Source organism: Paraburkholderia sp. BR14312, from assembly GCF_040948675.1.
GTDB lineage: Bacteria > Pseudomonadota > Gammaproteobacteria > Burkholderiales > Burkholderiaceae > Paraburkholderia > Paraburkholderia nodosa_A.
In genome coordinates, this window is the sequence record NZ_JBFPKI010000002.1 from 527,777 (window position 1) to 542,304 (window position 14,528).

The following is a 14,528-nucleotide window of genomic DNA, read 5'->3' on the forward strand; positions in this document are numbered from 1 at the left end:
AAACGGGATGAAAAAGCGGTGCCGTACGCGCGTCAGTGCGCGGCGGACACGATGTGAAACTTGATCTGCACGTCGTCGGCGACGATCGAGGTGTCCTTCCACTCGCCCGAGCCGATGCCGTAAGCGAGACGCTTGATCGGCAGCGTGCCGTCGAACACCTGGGTGGCGCCGTCCTTGCGGTACTGCACCGGCACGACGACGTCGGTCGTCTTGCCCTTGATGGTCAGCTTGCCGGTCACCGTGAACGCGCCGTTCGCGGCGGGCTTGATCTGTGTGGAGACGAAGGTCGCGTGCGGGAAATGCGAAGCGTCGAACCATTCGTCGCCGGCGACTTCCGTGTTGTATTCCGGCGCGCCGAGGTCGAAGCTCGCCACCTCGACGTCGAGCTTCGCGCTCGATGCCGCGACGTTCGCCGGATCGAAGCGCACGTCGGCGGTGAAGTGGTTGAAGCGCCCTTCGACCGGCACATTCATTTGCTTGAACACGGCGCTCACGGAGTTCTTCGCGGCTTCGGCCGCGGCGTTGGCGTTCGTGGCGAAGGTCGTGGCAAGTGCCGCGCCGGCGGCGAGCGCCGCGCCGAGCGCGACGACGGAAGCAGTATGGGCAAGACGCTGGATCATGGGCAGTCGGTCCAAGGTGGAAGGTATCGGGAAATGGAGATGGCGCATGCGCGCCGCGAAGTCAGTCGCGCGGCGTGCCGAACGGCAGCATGCGAGAGAGGATGTTCTGGCGGTCGATCAACTGGTGCTTGATGACGGCGAGCACGTGCAGCACGACCACGGTGAGCAGGGTGTAGTTCAGCGAGATATGCACGACGCGCAGCACGCCCTTGAGCGCGGTGTCGGGGCCGATCAGCACGGGCATCGGCCAGATGCCGAGGTACACGACCTGAATGCCGGCCGCCGAACTGTAGAGATATCCCGTGACCGGAATCGCGACCATCAGCAAGTAAAGCGCGGTATGGCCCAGGTGCGCGGCGAGCCGTTCCCAGCCATGCATGGATCCGGGCAGCGCGGGCGCGGTGTGCGTCACGCGCCAGAGAATGCGCACGAGCACGAGCGCGAGCACGGTCACGCCAATCCACTTGTGCCACGAGAAGTAGCGCAGCTTCGTGGGCGTGATGCCCGGAATGTCGGTCATGACCCAGCCGAGCGCAAAGCCCCAGACGATCAGCGCGGCGATCAGCCAGTGCAGCAGCATGGCAACGCCGTTATAGCGGTCGGCGGGCTTGACGGTGGGGTTCATCGGCATACGACTCCATTATTCGAGGTGTGCACTTTACCCGGCCAAACCTATTCAAACAATCGTCTAAAATGGATGGTTATCATCCATTTTTTCGATAGGTCGAAAAGGACCGTACCTCGTGGACCGCACCTCGGACCGCTCCCCTAGCCTCGAGCAGCTGCGCGCGCTGATCGCCGTCGCCGAAACCGGCAGCTTCTCGGCGGCGGCGCGCCAGCTCGACCGCGCGCAGTCGGTGGTCAGCTATACGATCGCCAATCTCGAGGCGCTGCTGGGCGTCGCGCTGTTCGAGCGCGGCAAGCGCAAGCCGGAACTCACGGCCGCGGGCCGCGCGATCCTCGCCGACGCGCGCCGCCTCGATCTGCTCATGGGTCAGCTTAACGCCAAGGCGGCCGGCCTGCAGAGGGGGCTCGAGGGCGAGGTTTCGCTGGCCGTGGACGTGATGTTTCCGTCCCAGCGGCTCGTCGAGGCCCTGCAGGCGTTCGCTTTCACGTTTCCCACCGTCGCGCTGAATCTCACGATGGAAGCGCTTGGCGGCGTGCTCAAGCTCGTGCTCGACGGCGACTGCGCGGTGGGGATCAGCGGGCCGAACCACAACTGGCCGCACGTGATCGAAGCCCAGTCCATCGGCACCGTGGAACTCGTGCTCGTGGCCGCCCCCTGCCATCCGCTCGCCAAGGCGGAGCACCCCGTGCGCATTTCGGATGCGCGCGAGCATACGCAGCTGGTGCTCACCGACCGCAGCCGCCTTACCGAAGGCCAGAATTTCGGCGTGTACAGCAATCGCGCGTGGAAACTCGGCGACTTGGGCGCCAAGCACCGGCTGCTGCTCGCGGGCCTCGGCTGGGGGTCGATGCCGAAGCACCTCGTGGAAGCCGATCTCGAAGCCGGTCGGCTCGTGCGCGTCGCGCTCGCGGACCGGCGCTCGGTGAACTACAACATCTCGCTGATCCATCGCACCGACGCGGCGCGCGGCCCCGCCAGCGAGTGGCTCTGCCACTACCTCACGCAAGGTACGCCGCCGCAGGCGCCGTTGCCCGACGCGCGCTGAACGCTGAACTGGCGCGGGAGCGAAGCGCGTGCGGGTTGTACGAACGCAAGCCCGCGCACGCCTGAGTCTGCCCCTGGCGAGGTAGGGTGCGCCGCCCGCTTCAGCCCTTCTTGACCTTGGCTGGCTTGGCCGCCTTGGCCGCCTTGGCCGCCTTGGCCGCCTTGGCCGGCGCAGCCGCTGGCGCTGGCGCCGCCGCCGCGGGTGGCACCACGCCCGACCAGCCCGGCAAATAACGCGCGTCGGCATCGTGCGCGTGCGATAGCGCCTCGGCGAGCGCAGCGTCGAAGTCCTTGCGCAGGCGCGTTTCGGATACCTTACGGCGCAGATAGTCGGCCCACAGGAATTCGCTGAACGGCGTCGTGTCCTTCGCGTAGCCGCCCGACGTGCGCAACTCGCCCGCGAGGCTGCGATACGGATCGTCGGCAAGGCCGAGAAGCTGCTTCGGCAACTGGTCGAATTCGCAGCGCTCGCCCGCGGCATCGAACGGATGCACCCACTGGTCGTGCTCCATCATGCGCCAGAAGATGGTGGGCTCGAGCCATGAGAGATCCTTGAGCACCGTCACCCGCACGCTCTGCACTGACTCTTCGAGCCACGCGCGGCCAAGGTGGTGATGATCGACCACGTAGTAGCGCGACTTCGGCCCCAGCACGGCGGGAAACCAGTGCGAGTCGATGGCCGCCGCGCGCCCCTTCTTGTCGAGCGTCTGCCAGTGCGCGCGCTTGGCGTTCACCTCCCGAAAGCCCACTGTGATCTGCGTGGGACGCAACTCGTCGAGCTTCACGGTGATGAGATGGAGATCGGTGTTCGGCAGGTTCATGGCGGGCCTCCTGTTTTAGTGTCGGTTCGTGTCGGGGTCGATCGCGCAACGATACAGCCGAACGGCCATGCACGCCGGTTCAATCGAACGAACGCCGCGCGCCCCGTGCGCAGGGTCAACCCTGAGACGGGCGGGCACGCTGGATGCACGCTTTCGCCGCTTCGCCTATAAATGCGCCAAGGGACAGACGGCGCGCACCACCGCGCCCGTCATGCTCCCGCCGCTGTCAGTTGCACGTCTTCCAGGCTCAACCAACGACACAAGCGAGGGCATTTTGGATCTCGAAACCATCCGCGTATTCATCATGACCCGGGGCATCGACTTCGGGACCAAGGTCGTGGCGGCGATCGTCCTGTGGATCATCGGACGCTGGGCCATCAACCTCGTCGCCGGTGTGCTGCGCAAGGTGCTCGCGCGCAACGAGCGCGTCGATCCCACGCTCGCGCATTACCTCAGTTCGATCCTCGCCGCCGTGTTGAACCTGCTCCTGGTCCTCGCGATCCTGCAGGTGTTCGGCGTGCAGACCACCTCGTTCGCGGCGCTCCTCGCCGGTCTCGGCCTCGCCATCGGTACGGCGTGGGGCGGGCTGCTCGCGCATTTCGCGGCAGGCGTGTTCATGCAGGTGCTGCGCCCGTTCAAGGTGGGCGACTTCGTGACGGCCGGGGGCGTGACGGGCACCGTGAAGGAACTCGGCATCTTCGGCACGACCATCATCTCGCCGGACAACGTGGTCAACATCGTCGGCAACAACAAGATCTTCTCGGACACCATCTCGAACTACAGCGCGACGCCCGTGCGCCGCGTAGAGCTGACCGCGAAGATCGCCAACGGCGTCGATCCCGTCGATGCCGCCAGCCGTCTGCGCACGGCCATCGCCAAAATTCCGAACGTTTCGCAGGAGCCGCCGCCCAACGTCGAGATTCTCTCGTTCACGCCCGAAGGCCCGCTGCTGGCTGTACGTCCCTACACCAGCAACGACTCCTACTGGCAGGTGTATTTCGACACCAACCGCACGATTGTCGAGACCTTCAAGGACGCGGGCTACCCGACGCCCGAAACGCCCTCGATCATTCGCCGCGTGGGCACCTAGCGCGCCGCGTTCGACGCGAGCGCTAAAGCAAAACGGCATCGCCTTCGCAGGCGATGCCGTTTTTCCTTGCGTTGCGGCCCGAAGGCGCCGGACGCTCAACCGCCGTTGGGCTTGCGCACCGCGCCGCCGCGCGAGTCCTTGCGCAGCATCTTCCACACGCCGCCGATCAGGATCGGCACGATCGCCGCGCCGATGCCGACGAGCACGATCACGTTGAGGTACTGGCGAATGAACGGAATGTTGCCGAAGAAGTAGCCGAGCAGCACGAGCAGCAACACCCAGGACAGCGCCCCCGTGACCGTGAAAAACTGAAAGCGTCGCATAGGCATTTGCGAGACGCCCGCCACGAACGGCGCGAACGTCCGCACGACAGGAATGAAGCGCGCGAGCACGATGGTCTTGCCGCCGTGGCGTTCGTAGAATTCGTGGGTTTTCTGCAGCGCGGCGCGGTCGAGGAAGCGTTCGAGCACAGGAATGTGCGTATTGAACACCTTCGGCCCGATGGCGCGCCCAATCAGAAAGTTCACCGTATTGCCGAGGACCGCAGCCACGAGCAGCAGCACGATCAGCACGCCGAGATTCATCTCATGCGTCGCGGCAAACGCACCGCCGATGAACAGCAGCGAGTCGCCGGGCAGGAACGGCAGCACCACGAGGCCGGTTTCGCAGAACACGATCAGGAACAGCACCGCGTAGACCCAGCCGCCGTATTGCTGGATGAAGACACCGAGAAACTTGTCGATGTGCAAGACAAGATTGACGAACTGCAGAAGCGTATCCAAAAGTGTCCCTTATTGATCGTGGGCCGCGCGCCTGAAAAAGCGCATTCGCCCTGCGTTGCGCGAGTAGCCAAATTGATCGCGCCATGATACCGAAAGTGCCCGTGCGCCACGAAAATTTCCCGTCAATTTCGGTGAATTTGCGCACAAAGCGCTGCTACATGAGGTTTCGCGGGCGCTGAAGCGCGTCGGGTCGGCTAGCGCCGACTCGCTATAATTGCGCGCATGTCTTCGAACTCCGAACCCACCGGCGCCGTGCCGGATTCCGCCAGCGCCGCCGACACTGGCGCCACGACCGGCGCCGCAGTCGCGTCGCGTGCCGCGCAGCCCGCGCGCGCGATCCAGGCGTTGCCCGACCAGCTCATCAGCCAGATCGCCGCGGGTGAAGTGGTCGAGCGGCCTGCCTCCGTCGTCAAGGAACTGCTCGAAAACGCGCTCGACGCGGGCGCGAGCACGCTGCGCATCCTGCTCGACGAGGGCGGCGTCAAGCGCATCTCCATCGCCGACGACGGCTGCGGCATCCCCGAAGCCGAACTCCCGCTCGCGCTCATGCGGCACGCCACGAGCAAGATCCGCTCGCTCGCCGAACTGGAGAGCGTCGCGACGCTCGGGTTCCGGGGCGAAGCGCTGGCGTCGATCGCCTCGGTCGCCGAGATGTCGATCACGAGCCGCAGCGCCGACGCGCAGCACGCCGTGAAGATCGACGGGCACACCGGCGCGATCTCGCCGGCTGCGGGCGGCCAGGGAACGACCATCGAAGTGCGCGAGCTGTACTTCAACACGCCCGCGCGCCGCAAGTTCCTGAAGAGCGAGCAGACCGAACTGGGCCATTGCCTCGAGATGATCCGCCGCAGCGCGCTCGCACGCCCGGACGTCGCGATCTCGGTGCTGCACAACGGCCGCGCGGTGGAGCACTGGAACGCGAGCGATCCGGCCACGCGCGTCTCGAAGATCCTCGGCGAAGTGTTCGCCACGGCGCATCTTCCGCTCGACGAGCGCGCCGGGCCGCTCGCCGTCTACGGTTGTGCAGGGCTGCCGACGGCGAGCCGCAACCGCGCCGACCAGCAGTACTTCTTCGTGAACGGCCGCTTCGTGCGCGACAAGCTGCTCACGCACGCGGTGCGCTCGGCGTATGAGGACGTGCTGCACGGCGAACGCTACCCGTCGTACGTGCTGTTCCTCGACCTGCCGCCCGAAGCCGTCGACGTGAACGTGCATCCCTCGAAGATCGAAGTGCGTTTCCGCGATTCGCGCTCGATTCACCAGTTCGTGTTCCATGCCGTGCAGCGCGCGCTAGCGCGCCACGCGGGCGCCTCGCCCGAGACGACCTCGGGCGGCCATGCCGCGGCGCTCATCGAGCCGCGGGCGTTGCCGGGGGCCGGGGTGCTGGGCGCCTCGGTCGGGCTGGCTTCGGGCGCGGCCGACTCCGCGCGCGCAGGCGCAGCGCCCGGCTTCGGCGCGGACGGCAAGTTCGGCACCGCGAGCGTGGCGAGCAGCTTCGGCGGCGGCGGGAGTGGCCTGCCTTCGCGCGCGTCGGGCTTCGGTCAGCCAGGCGGCGGCGGTGCAGGCGCGAGCAGCGGCAACACCTGGCTGCGCCAGTCGCGCATGACGCAAGGCAGCCTGCCTGTCGCGCAGCCGCTCGCGCTATATGACGCGTTGTTCGGCCGCAAAGATGTCGGCGCCGGCACGGCGCAAGGTTCGACCGTGCTGCAGGCGCAAGACGGCGCAGTGGATGCATTCGCCACCGGCGCGCCGCACGCCGCCTTCGAAGCCGGCGAGGACCACCCGCTCGGTTTCGCGCTCGGCCAGGTTCACGGCATCTACGTGCTCGCGCAGAACGCGCGCGGCCTCGTGATCGTCGACATGCACGCCGCGCACGAACGCATCCTGTACGAGCAGTTCAAGCAGGCCCTCGCCGAACGCTCGCTCGCCGTGCAGCCCTTGCTGATCCCGATCTCGATGACGGCCGATCCCGTCGAAACCGGCACCGTCGAGGAAGAAAAGGCCACGCTCGAAGCGCTGGGCTTCGATCTCGCCGTCCTTTCGCCGACCTCGATTGCGATCCGCGCGGTGCCCGCGCTCCTCAAGGACGCCGATCTCCAGGCGCTCGCGCGCGCCGTGCTCACAGACCTGCACGAGTACGGCGGCTCGCGCGTGCTCACCGAGCGCCAGCACGAGATGCTCGGCACGCTCGCCTGCCATCACGCGGTGCGCGCGAACCGGCGTCTCACGCTCGACGAAATGAACGCGCTCCTGCGCCAGATGGAAGCCACCGAGCGCGCCGACCAGTGCAATCACGGCCGGCCGACCTGGTATCAGCTCACGCTCGCCGATCTCGATCGGCTCTTCATGCGCGGTCAATGACGCAGTCCACCAAACAGGAAGGCGCAGCGCTGCCCGTCGCGTGTCTGCTCGGCCCCACGGCCTCGGGCAAGACGGCGGCCGCGCTCGCGTATGCGGCGCAGTCGGCGGCGCGCGGGCGCACGGTGGAAATCGTGAGCGTCGATTCGGCGCTCGTGTACCGCGAGATGGACATCGGCACGGCGAAGCCGAACGCCGCGGAGCGTGCGGCCGCCGCGCATCATCTGATCGATATCGTCGATCCGCTGGATGCCTATTCCGCCGCCGACTTTCGTGCCGACGCGCTGCGCGTGACGGGCGAAATCGTTGCGCGCGGGAACGTGCCGCTGCTCGTGGGCGGGACGATGCTCTACTACAAGGCGCTCACCCAAGGCCTGAACGACCTGCCCTCGGCCGATCCGGCCGTGCGCGCGCAACTCGACGCCGAAGCCGCGCGCGACGGCTGGCCCGCCATGCATGCCCGCCTCGCGCGGGTCGATCCGGCCACGGCTGCACGCCTCGCCCCGAACGACTCGCAGCGCATCCAGCGCGCGCTCGAAATCTTCATGCTGAGCGGGCAGCCGATGTCGGTGCTGCTCGCCACGCCGTCCACGCGCGAAGATGAAGCCGCGCGCTACCGCTTCGTGCCCGTCGCGCTCGAACCGTCCGATCGCAGCGTGCTGCACGCGCGTATCGAAGCGCGCTTCGATGCGATGCTCGCCGGCGGTCTCATCGACGAGGTGAAGGCGCTGCGTGCGCGCGGGGACCTGAACCCCAACCTGCCATCCATGCGCTGCGTGGGTTATCGCCAGGTTTGGGAATACCTCGATGGCGAAGTCGACTATGACACCATGCGCGACAAGGGCGTCTTTGCCACCCGCCAGCTCTGCAAGCGTCAACTCACGTGGCTGCGCGCCATGCCGGAGCGCATCGTCGTAGATTGCTGCGCGCAGGATGCGACCGATCAGGCCGTCGCGGCCGTAGCGCAGATCGGCGGCTGAAGCCGCGTCCCCTTTCCCCGCTTCGGCTCCCGGGCGCTTTGTGCGCCACAACATCCCCGTTCCGTCCGCAGGCGGCGCACGTGCGTGCGTTGCCCGCGCGCCATCGCCCGCCGCAGCGCGCTACCGAAAACCGCCCTCGCCCGCTTGACTTTCGACCGACCGGATACGATCATTCGTTCATCACTAGAGCAATTGCTCAGGCTTGAGCCGATCGGCCGCTTTGAGTAAGGAGACACCGAATGAACACCGAACGCAGCAATGCGAACGTGATCCTGCACATCGGCGCCGGGTCGTTTCACCGGGCGCATCAGGCGTGGTACCTGCATCGCGTGAACCTCGCGCGCAAGCCCGACGAGGCCGCATGGTCGCTCACCGTCGGCAACATCCGCTCCGACATGAACGCCGTGATGGACGCGCTGGCCGCGCAAAACGGCGTCTACACGCTCGAAACAGTCACGCCGCAGGGCGAGCGCGCCTACGAGACGATCCGCTCGATTACGCGCGTGCTGCCGTGGTCGGCCGATCTTGCGAGCCTGATCGATGCAGGCGCCGACGCGAACTGCAGGATCATCGCGTTTACGGTGACCGAAGGCGGCTATTACCTCGACGAGCACGACCGCCTCGACACCGCGAACCCCGACCTCGCCGCCGACCTCAAGGGCGACCGCACGACGATTTACGGCGCGCTCGCCGCGATCCTCGAAGCGCGCATGGCACGTGACGGCGGCCCCGTCACGCTGCAGACCTGCGACAACCTGCGCAGCAACGGCAAGCGCTTTCACGCGGGCATGCGCGAATTCCTCGCGCTGCGCGGTGCAACGGATCTGCGCGACTGGTTCGATGCCAACACGGCGTGCCCCGACTCCATGGTCGACCGCATCACGCCGCGCCCCACGCCCGACGTGCGCGAGCGCGTAAAAGCGGCGACCGGCGTGGACGACGCCTGTCCGGTGATGGGCGAAGCGTTCATCCAGTGGGTGATCGAGGATCACTTCTGCGCGGGGCGGCCCGCCTGGGAGCGCGCTGGCGCGGAATTGGTCGAATCGGTGATGCCCTACGAGGAAGCGAAGATCCGCATCCTCAATGCCACGCACAGCTGCATTGCGTGGGCGGGCACGCTCATCGCGCTCGACTTCATCCACGAAGGCACCCACGACGCCGACATCCGTACCTTCGCGCGCGAGTACGTGAGCGAAGACGTGATTCCCTGCCTCACGCCCAGCCCGCTCGATCTCGCGAAGTATCGCGACGTCGTGCTCGAACGCTTCAGCAATCCGTACATCCAGGACACGAACCAGCGCGTGGCCGCCGACGGCTACTCGAAGCTCCCGGGCTTCATCGCGCCCACGCTCGCGCAACGCATCGCCGCGGGCGCGACGCCCGCCGCCACGGCCATGCTGCCCGCGCTCTTCCTGCGCTTTCTGGAACGCTGGCACAAGGGCACGCTGCCCTACCGCTACCAGGACGGCGTGATGGACGAAGCGGCCGTGCACCGCATGTTCGAAACCGGCGACCCCGTCTCGACGTTTCTCGGCGACAAGCTGCTGTGGGGCGGCCTCGCCGGCAACCCGACTCTGGGCGGCGCGGTGCGCGGCGCGCTCGCGCGCGTGGACCAGTGGCTCGCCTCTCGCGGCTGCAGCGTTTGAAAAAAGATCGCAGCGCAATCCGCAACACCTGCGCCACGCGCGCCCTCCGGGTCGGCGCGCATGGCGTCGCGCCCGGCGCGAGGCTAAAGTAGCGCAACTCTCTTCACGACTTCAGCGCGCCTATGTATCTCGGCATCGACCTCGGCACCTCCGAAGTGAAAGTCCTGCTGCTCGCGCCCGACGGCCGCGTGATCGGCACTGCCGGCACGCCCTTCGTCGTCTCGCGCCCTCACCCGCGCTGGTCGGAGCAGAATCCCGCCGACTGGTGGGACGGCACGCGCCGCGCGCTCGCCGCGCTGCGCGAGGCGCATCCTCACGAATTCGCGCAGGTGCGCGGCATTGGCCTCTCCGGCCAGATGCACGGCGCGGTGCTGCTAGACGCGCACGACAACGTATTGCGCCCCGCGATCCTCTGGAACGATATGCGCGCGGTGGACGAATGCGCCGAACTCACCGCACGTGCGCCGCAGCTGCATCGCATTGCGGGCAATCTCGCCATGCCGGGCTTCACCGCGCCCAAGCTGCTGTGGGTCGCGCGCCACGAGCCGCAGATCTTTCGCGAGACGGCCTGTGTGCTGCTGCCGAAGGACTATCTGCGCCTGCAGCTCACCGGCGGCAAGGTCTCCGATCCTTCGGATGCCGCGGGCACGCTCTGGCTCGACGTGGCCAAACGCGACTGGTCCGATGCGCTGCTCGACGCCTGCAACATGACGCGCGCGCAAATGCCCGCGCTCGCCGAAGGCAGCGCGCCCTCCGGCACGCTGCTGCCTGCGCTCGCACGCGAGTTCGGTCTGCGCGAGGACGTGGTCGTGGCAGCGGGCGGCGGCGACAACGCGACGAGCGCCATCGGCATTGGCGCCACGCAGCCCGGCGACGGCTTCGTCTCGCTCGGCACCTCTGGCGTGCTTTGCGTGGTGGGCGACCGCTTCCGGCCAAATCCCGCTTCTGCCGTGCACGCGTTCTGCCACGCGATTCCGGACCGCTGGCACCAGATGAGCGTCGTGCTTTCGGCGGCGAGCTGCCTGCGCTGGGTCTGCAAGCTCACGGGCACGAACGAGCCCACGCTGCTCGCCGAAGTCGAGCAGCTCAACGCGCCAACCCTCGCCGAAGCCCCGCTCTTCCTGCCGTATCTCTCGGGCGAGCGCACGCCGCACAACGACCCGTATGCGCAGGGCGTGTTCTTCGGCATGACGCACGCGACCGACCGCGCACTGCTCGGCTACGCCGTGCTCGAAGGCGTGACGCTCGCGCTCACCGACGGCCTCGACGCGCTCGCGGCCGCGGGCACCGAAGTGGGCGCGCTGTCGATGCTGGGCGGCGGCGCGCGCAGCGGCTACTGGGCGCAACTGGTTGCAGACGCATTCGACACGCCCACGCGCCAGCACGGCGGCGGCGAGACGGGCGCGGCGCTCGGAGCGGCCCGCCTTGGCTGGCTCGCGGCAGGCGGCAACGCGCGTGAAGTGCTGACCAAGCCGCCCGTGGTGGCCGAGTACGCGCCGAATGCGGCGCGCCACGCGGCGCTGCGCGAGCGGCTCACTGCCTACCGCGCGCTGTACCGCCACGTGCGCCCGCTCTTCGAGCCCTCGCGCGAACGCCTCGCGTAACGCGTGCAGTACACTTCGGCCCCGCATCCCCCCGACCCCCATCGTGCCCAAGTCCACCGAAAAACTCGATCTCGCGACCCGCGCCGCCTGGCTCTACTACGTGGCCGGCAACACCCAGAACGAAATCGCCGAGAAGCTGCAGGTGTCGCGCCCGGTCGCGCAGCGCCTCGTCGCGTTCGCGGTCGAGAAGAACCTCATTCGCGTGCGCGTCGATCATCGTCTCGCCGACTGCCTCGCGCTCGCCGACGCGCTTTCGAAGCGCTACGGCCTTTCGGTTTGCGAAGTGGTGCCCGTGGACAACGACACGCCCGAGGAAATCGACCGCAAGCTCGCCGTGGCAGGGGCGCAGGTGATGGAGCGCTATCTGGGCGAAGAGCGGCCGATGGTGGTGGCCGTGAGCAGCGGTCGAACGCTCAAGGCCGCCGTCGATCAGATCGCGCAGCTGGAGCGGCCGCAGCATCGGCTGGTATCGATGGTGGGCGCGATCGCCCAGGACGGTTCGTCGAACCGCTACGACGTCGCGCTGCATATCTCCGAGAAGACGGGCGGCAAGCACTTTCTGCTGCCCGCGCCGCTCATCGCGGATAGCGAGGCCGAGCGCGCGCAATGGTGCAATCACCGGCTCTATCGCATCGTCGAGTCGCTGTCGGGCGAGGCCGATGTCGCGTTCGTCGGCATCGGCAACATCGGCGAGCATTGCCCGCTGCATGAGGACGGCTTCATCACCTCCGACGAAGTGCGCGAACTGATGGGCCAGGGCGCCGTGGCCGAAATGCTCGGGCTGCCGATCGACGCCGCCGGCAAGCGCGTCGATTCGCCCACGGGCCGCCGCGTGACGAGCGTGTACCTCGATTCGCCGCCGCGCCGCCCGACCATCGGCTTCGCCGGCGGCGCGCGCAAGCGCGAAGCGGTGATCGCGGCGCTCAACGGCGGCTGGCTCTCCGGGCTCGTCACCGACGAGCTGTGCGCGCGCGCCGCGATCGAACGTTAAGCCCCAAAAAAGCGCCCGCACGAAGCGGGCTAACAAAGGCAACCTCAGGTACCTCGCCACACAAGACACCGTCTCACCCTCCTCCGAGGCGGTGCGTCCGGCAAGCCAGTGAATTCACGCAGCCAGTTGCTGCGCGAAGCGGCGCTCGAACGCCTGGCCGTTCGCGTCGAAGAGATGGCAATGGTCGGGCGTCGAGCCCACCTTGAACGCCTCGCCGCGATCGTGACGCTCCAGCGGCGGAATGCGCGCGATCAGGCCATCGGGCGCGACCGGGCATTCGGCGTACAGATAGGCGGCGTCGCCGAGCGACTCGACCGTCATCGCCTTCGCGCTCACGCCCTCCGCGCCCGTCATGATGTGCAGATGCTCGGGGCGGATGCCCACCGTCACCTTGTCGCCCTCGCGCGCCTTGCCCGGCTCGACGCCCACCTTCTGCGTATCGCCCGTTTCGTAGCGCACGACGATGCCGTCGCTGCCGATCTGCTGCACCGTGCCGTCGAGGAAATTCATTTTCGGCGAGCCGATGAAGCCCGCCACGAAGCGGTTCGCCGGCGCGTGATATAGACGGTTCGGACTTCCGACCTGTTCGACATTGCCTGCCGAGAGCACGACGATCTTGTCGGCGAGCGTCATCGCTTCGACCTGATCGTGCGTCACGTAGATCATCGTCGTCTTGAGTTCGTCGTGCAGGCGCGCAAATTCGAGGCGCATCTTCACGCGCAGCGCGGCGTCGAGGTTCGAGAGCGGTTCGTCGAACAGGAACACCTTCGGCTTGCGCGTGATCGCGCGCCCGATCGCCACGCGCTGGCGTTGGCCGCCCGAGAGCTGCTTGGGCTTGCGGTCGAGCAGATGGTCGATGTGGAGGATCTTCGCGGCGTTCTTCACGGCCGCGTCGATTTCGGGCTTCTTCGCGCCCGCGAGCTTCAGGCCGAACGCCATGTTGTCGTACAGCGTCATGTGCGGATACAGCGCGTACGACTGGAACACCATCGCAATGCCGCGCTTGGCCGGCGGCACGTCGTTCATGCGCGTGCCGTCGATCATCAGGTCGCCGCCGCTGATGTCCTCCAGCCCCGCGATCATGCGCATGAGCGTGGTCTTGCCACAGCCGCTCGGGCCCACGAACACGACGAACTCGCCGTCGCCGATGTCGAGGTTCACGTCGCGCAGCACTTCGTTGTCGTCGTAGCGCTTCAGTACGTCTCTGAGGATCACGCTTGCCATGATGTGTCTCCGTTTCTGCTTGAGTCTGCCTAAGCCTGCCTAAGCCGGTTCAGTTCGAACGCGTTTGCGCCTGGTTCATCCAGTACGCCACCCGCGCGGGCAGCGTCGTCATGTCGTCGAAGATTTCGCTTGCACCCGCTTCGCGCAACTCGTGCGCGTGCGCGTCGCCGCCCACGTGCGTGCCGCCCACGAAGCCGAGCACCGTCATGCCGGCCGCGCGCGCCGCGCTCACGCCCGTCACGCTGTCCTCGACCACGAGGCACGCGGCGGGCGCGACATCCATGCCCTGCGCCGCCGCGAGATAGACGTCGGGCGCGGGCTTCGGCCGGGCGACGATATCGGCGCAGTACACGCGCGCGCCAAAGAAGCGATCGAGTCCGTTGCGCGCCAGCACCTCGCGCACCACCGCCGTGTAGCTGTTGCTCGCACAGGCCTTGGTGAGCGCCACGGCTTCCAGTGCCGCCACGACGCCCGGAAATAGCGGCGCTTCGCGCGCTTCGGCTTCGGCCACGGTGCGGATCGCATCGACGTCGGCGGCGGTGAGGCTGCGCCCGAGCGCTTCGCCCGCGCCGCCCAGCACGCGCTCGATGCGCTGGCCGAGCAGCGGCATGACGACGGGCGCCGCGTCCACGCCGGGCCAGCGCGCTTCGAGTTCGCGCACCAGCACGCGGGCCGCTACGGCTTCGCTGTCGATCAGCACGCCGTCGCAATCGCAGATCAGGGCTTGACTGGACATCGCA

12 protein-coding genes and 1 pseudogene are annotated in these 14,528 nt (G+C 67.5%); 7 read left to right on the top strand and 6 right to left on the bottom strand.

Annotated features, from left to right (window positions below; translation table 11 throughout):
- Positions 1-32 precede the first annotated feature (32 nt).
- The gene (locus tag AB3X98_RS08310) at positions 33-620 is read right to left on the bottom strand and encodes a YceI family protein (protein WP_342948592.1); all 588 of its coding nucleotides are present in this window, start codon (positions 618-620) and stop codon (positions 33-35) included.
- Positions 621-681: 61 nt separating this feature from the next.
- A complete protein-coding gene (locus tag AB3X98_RS08315) occupies positions 682-1,251 on the bottom strand; it encodes a cytochrome b (RefSeq protein ID WP_368604073.1) in 570 nt (189 codons plus the stop codon).
- A gap of 112 nt (positions 1,252-1,363) precedes the next feature.
- On the opposite strand from AB3X98_RS08315, the gene AB3X98_RS08320 reads away from it, so the two are divergent.
- Positions 1,364-2,293 carry a LysR family transcriptional regulator gene (locus tag AB3X98_RS08320; RefSeq protein WP_069262816.1) on the top strand — a complete coding sequence of 310 codons (930 nt, stop codon included), beginning with the start codon at positions 1,364-1,366 and terminating at the stop codon, positions 2,291-2,293.
- Positions 2,294-2,498: 205 nt separating this feature from the next.
- Here the strand turns inward: AB3X98_RS08320 and AB3X98_RS08325 are convergent.
- Positions 2,499-3,113 (bottom strand): annotated as a pseudogene (locus AB3X98_RS08325) (ParB-like protein); the annotation flags it as partial.
- Positions 3,114-3,387: 274 nt separating this feature from the next.
- On the opposite strand from AB3X98_RS08325, the gene AB3X98_RS08330 reads away from it, so the two are divergent.
- On the top strand, positions 3,388-4,203 hold the full coding sequence (locus tag AB3X98_RS08330; RefSeq protein ID WP_069262818.1) for a mechanosensitive ion channel family protein: 816 nt from the start codon (positions 3,388-3,390) through the stop codon (positions 4,201-4,203).
- Between the two features lie 95 nt (positions 4,204-4,298).
- Here AB3X98_RS08330 and AB3X98_RS08335 read toward each other — a convergent pair whose 3' ends face one another.
- Positions 4,299-4,985 (bottom strand): DedA family protein, encoded by a 687-nt coding sequence (locus AB3X98_RS08335; RefSeq protein WP_069262819.1) that lies wholly within the window; start codon positions 4,983-4,985, stop codon positions 4,299-4,301.
- 222 nt (positions 4,986-5,207) lie between these two features.
- Here AB3X98_RS08335 and mutL point away from each other — a divergent pair, with 222 nt between their 5' ends.
- From mutL to AB3X98_RS08360, 5 genes are all read left to right on the top strand, one after another.
- Positions 5,208-7,346, top strand: a complete 2,139-nt coding sequence (gene mutL / locus AB3X98_RS08340) for a DNA mismatch repair endonuclease MutL (protein WP_368604074.1) — start codon at positions 5,208-5,210, stop codon at positions 7,344-7,346.
- Positions 7,343-8,323 (top strand): tRNA (adenosine(37)-N6)-dimethylallyltransferase MiaA, encoded by a 981-nt coding sequence (gene miaA, locus AB3X98_RS08345; protein WP_368604075.1) that lies wholly within the window; start codon positions 7,343-7,345, stop codon positions 8,321-8,323. Before mutL ends, miaA begins: the two co-directional genes overlap by 4 nt.
- A gap of 239 nt (positions 8,324-8,562) precedes the next feature.
- Positions 8,563-9,969 (top strand): D-arabinitol 4-dehydrogenase, encoded by a 1,407-nt coding sequence (gene dalD / locus AB3X98_RS08350; RefSeq protein WP_368604076.1) that lies wholly within the window; start codon positions 8,563-8,565, stop codon positions 9,967-9,969.
- A gap of 122 nt (positions 9,970-10,091) precedes the next feature.
- Complete coding sequence (xylB, locus tag AB3X98_RS08355) at positions 10,092-11,573, top strand: xylulokinase (RefSeq protein ID WP_069262822.1); 1,482 nt, start codon at positions 10,092-10,094, stop codon at positions 11,571-11,573.
- Positions 11,574-11,616: 43 nt separating this feature from the next.
- Complete coding sequence (locus AB3X98_RS08360; RefSeq protein WP_368604077.1) at positions 11,617-12,564, top strand: sugar-binding transcriptional regulator; 948 nt, start codon at positions 11,617-11,619, stop codon at positions 12,562-12,564.
- 114 nt (positions 12,565-12,678) lie between these two features.
- Here the strand turns inward: AB3X98_RS08360 and AB3X98_RS08365 are convergent, their stop codons facing one another.
- Positions 12,679-13,788 (bottom strand): sn-glycerol-3-phosphate ABC transporter ATP-binding protein UgpC, encoded by a 1,110-nt coding sequence (locus AB3X98_RS08365; protein WP_342948463.1) that lies wholly within the window; start codon positions 13,786-13,788, stop codon positions 12,679-12,681.
- Positions 13,789-13,837: 49 nt separating this feature from the next.
- On the bottom strand, positions 13,838-14,524 hold the full coding sequence (locus tag AB3X98_RS08370) for an HAD family hydrolase (protein WP_368604078.1): 687 nt from the start codon (positions 14,522-14,524) through the stop codon (positions 13,838-13,840).
- Positions 14,525-14,528: the final 4 nt, after the last annotated feature.

Coding starts and splice junctions, on each gene's coding strand:
- AB3X98_RS08310 (WP_342948592.1), bottom strand. CDS start 620: ATGATCCAGCGTCTTGCCCATACTGCTTCCGTCGTCGCGCTCGGCGCG.
- AB3X98_RS08315 (WP_368604073.1), bottom strand. CDS start 1,251: ATGCCGATGAACCCCACCGTCAAGCCCGCCGACCGCTATAACGGCGTT.
- mutL (WP_368604074.1), top strand. CDS start 5,208: ATGTCTTCGAACTCCGAACCCACCGGCGCCGTGCCGGATTCCGCCAGC.
- miaA (WP_368604075.1), top strand. CDS start 7,343: ATGACGCAGTCCACCAAACAGGAAGGCGCAGCGCTGCCCGTCGCGTGT.
- dalD (WP_368604076.1), top strand. CDS start 8,563: ATGAACACCGAACGCAGCAATGCGAACGTGATCCTGCACATCGGCGCC.
- xylB (WP_069262822.1), top strand. CDS start 10,092: ATGTATCTCGGCATCGACCTCGGCACCTCCGAAGTGAAAGTCCTGCTG.
- AB3X98_RS08365 (WP_342948463.1), bottom strand. CDS start 13,788: ATGGCAAGCGTGATCCTCAGAGACGTACTGAAGCGCTACGACGACAAC.
- AB3X98_RS08370 (WP_368604078.1), bottom strand. CDS start 14,524: ATGTCCAGTCAAGCCCTGATCTGCGATTGCGACGGCGTGCTGATCGAC.